A 1,958-nucleotide genomic window follows, 5' to 3' on the forward strand; every position below is an offset into this window, starting at 1 on the left:
TGTTGCGCGCAAAGTAATAATGAGCCACTTCGCGCAAAGTAAATCTGAGCCACCTTTCCGTACAGTCGAGGCTTTTCGCGCGAAGGCCGACGATGCTTCTGAAGGAACAGTGGATGCAAATCCATGTGCTCAAGGCCCAAGGTTTGTCACTGCGAGAGATCGCGCGACGCTTGGGTGTCTCTCGCAATACGGTGGCTCGGCATTTGAAGTCCGAGCAGGTTCCACGCTACAAGCCACGTGAGGCCAGACCGACCAAGCTGGAGCCTTTCCACGACTACATTCTCGAGAGGATGAAGGCGGCAGCCCCGGAGTGGATCGCCGCGCCCGCATTGCTGCGCGAGTTGCAGGCACTGGGCTATCGCGGCCAATTGCGCGGTCTGCAAGCATTTATGCAGTCGCGCAAGCCGGTGCCAGAGCCCGATCCCGTGGTGCGCTTCGAGACTGCGCCCGGCCAGCAGATGCAATGCGACTTCGTGGTCTTTCGGCGTGGCACCGATCCGCTCTATGCCTTTACGGCCACGTTGGGCTACAGCCGCTGGCGATGGGCGCGGTTCACGACCAACGAGCGGGCCGACACACTGGTCAGTTGCCACCACGATTTATTCGAGACCCTGGGTGGCGTGCCGCGCGAGATCCTCTACGACAATGCGAAGACCATCGTGGACACGCGAGATGCGTACGCTCACGGCGAGCACCGTTGGCACCCCGGGATGCTGGATCTGGCCAAGCGTTACGGCTTCATGCCCCGACTGTGCCGACCCTATCGCGCGCAGACCAAGGGTAAGGTGGAGCGATTCCATCGGTATCTTCGTGGCAACTTCTACGTGCCACTCACTAGCTGGCTCAAGCAGTCAGGTTTGGTGCTGGACGTGGACACGGCCAACGCCGAAGTGGGCAAATGGCTGCGCGATGTGGCCAACCAGCGCGTACATCCGGTCACGCGGGCAGCTCCTGCCACGCTGTTCGAACAGCGTGAGCGCGCCGCCTTGCAGCCATTGCCAGGGTTCGCCAGTCCGGCACAATCGGCAATCCTCGCTCGGTGGGCCATGCCCGATATGGCTGCCTCGTTGCAGCACCCGCTGTCGGTCTATCAGCAACTGCTGACCGAGGTGAACGCATGAACCTGCAACAGGAACGGATCGACGCGCACTGCCAGACGCTCAAGCTCGAAGGGCTGATGCAGTGCTACCGTGCGGCTGCCGGCGAGGCTACCAACAAGGACTGGAGCTTTCTGGATTACCTCGAGCACGTGCTCGCTCATGAACGGGACACCCGGCAGGTGCGCTCGCGACAGACTCTGGTTCGCATGGCCGGGTTCCCTGCCATCAAAACTTTGGACGATTACGACTACAGCTTCGCTGTGGGCGCCCCTAAAAAGCTGATCGAGGAGTTGGCCACATTACGGTTCGTCGATCAATGCGAGAACGCCGTGCTGCTAGGCCCATCCGGTGTGGGTAAGACGCATCTGGCCATCGCGCTGGGCTACGCCGCCACCCAGGCGGGGATCAAGACGAAGTTCATCACAGCGGCCGACCTGATGCTACAACTGGAAGCGGCCAGGCGACAGGAACGGTACGACGCGGTTCTGCGGCACAACATCCTGGGGCCACGCCTGTTGATCATCGACGAGATCGGCTATCTGCCGCTATCTGGTGACCAGGCCAGTCACTTCTTCCAAATCGTCGCCAAACGCTATGAGCGTGGCTCAATGATCTTGACCAGCAATCTGCCGTTTACGCAGTGGGATGCCACCTTCGGTGGCAACACCACGCTAACGGCGGCCATGCTCGACCGCATCCTGCATCACGCCCACATCGTCCAAATCAAGGGAGACAGCTACCGCCTCAAACACCAACGACGCGCCGGGCATGTGCCTGCCGCCAAGAACTAATCGCATGGCCCAGATTTACTTTGCGCGCCGACGCGCGAAGTGGCTCACATTTCAATTGCGTTTGACA

The 1,958-nt window shown here is 60.6% G+C and carries 2 protein-coding genes; both read left to right on the forward strand.

Features of this window, described 5'->3' with window-relative positions:
• The first annotated feature begins 92 nt into the window (after window positions 1-92).
• A complete protein-coding gene (gene istA, locus L540_RS21105; RefSeq protein WP_043207477.1) occupies window positions 93-1,121 on the forward strand; it encodes an IS21 family transposase in 1,029 nt (342 codons plus the stop codon).
• Complete coding sequence (gene istB, locus L540_RS21110) at window positions 1,118-1,891, forward strand: IS21-like element helper ATPase IstB (protein ID WP_043207475.1); 774 nt, start codon at window positions 1,118-1,120, stop codon at window positions 1,889-1,891. Before istA ends, istB begins: the two co-directional genes overlap by 4 nt.
• The last annotated feature ends 67 nt before the right edge of the window (window positions 1,892-1,958 follow it).

Origin of the sequence: Bordetella pseudohinzii (assembly GCF_000657795.2) — a bacterium.
In the GTDB taxonomy this organism is placed as follows: domain Bacteria; phylum Pseudomonadota; class Gammaproteobacteria; order Burkholderiales; family Burkholderiaceae_B; genus Bordetella; species Bordetella pseudohinzii.

Excerpts from the sequence above, each read along its gene's own strand:
- istA (WP_043207477.1), top strand. The coding sequence starts at position 93 with ATGCTTCTGAAGGAACAGTGGATGCAAATCCATGTGCTCAAGGCCCAA.
- istB (WP_043207475.1), top strand. The coding sequence starts at position 1,118 with ATGAACCTGCAACAGGAACGGATCGACGCGCACTGCCAGACGCTCAAG.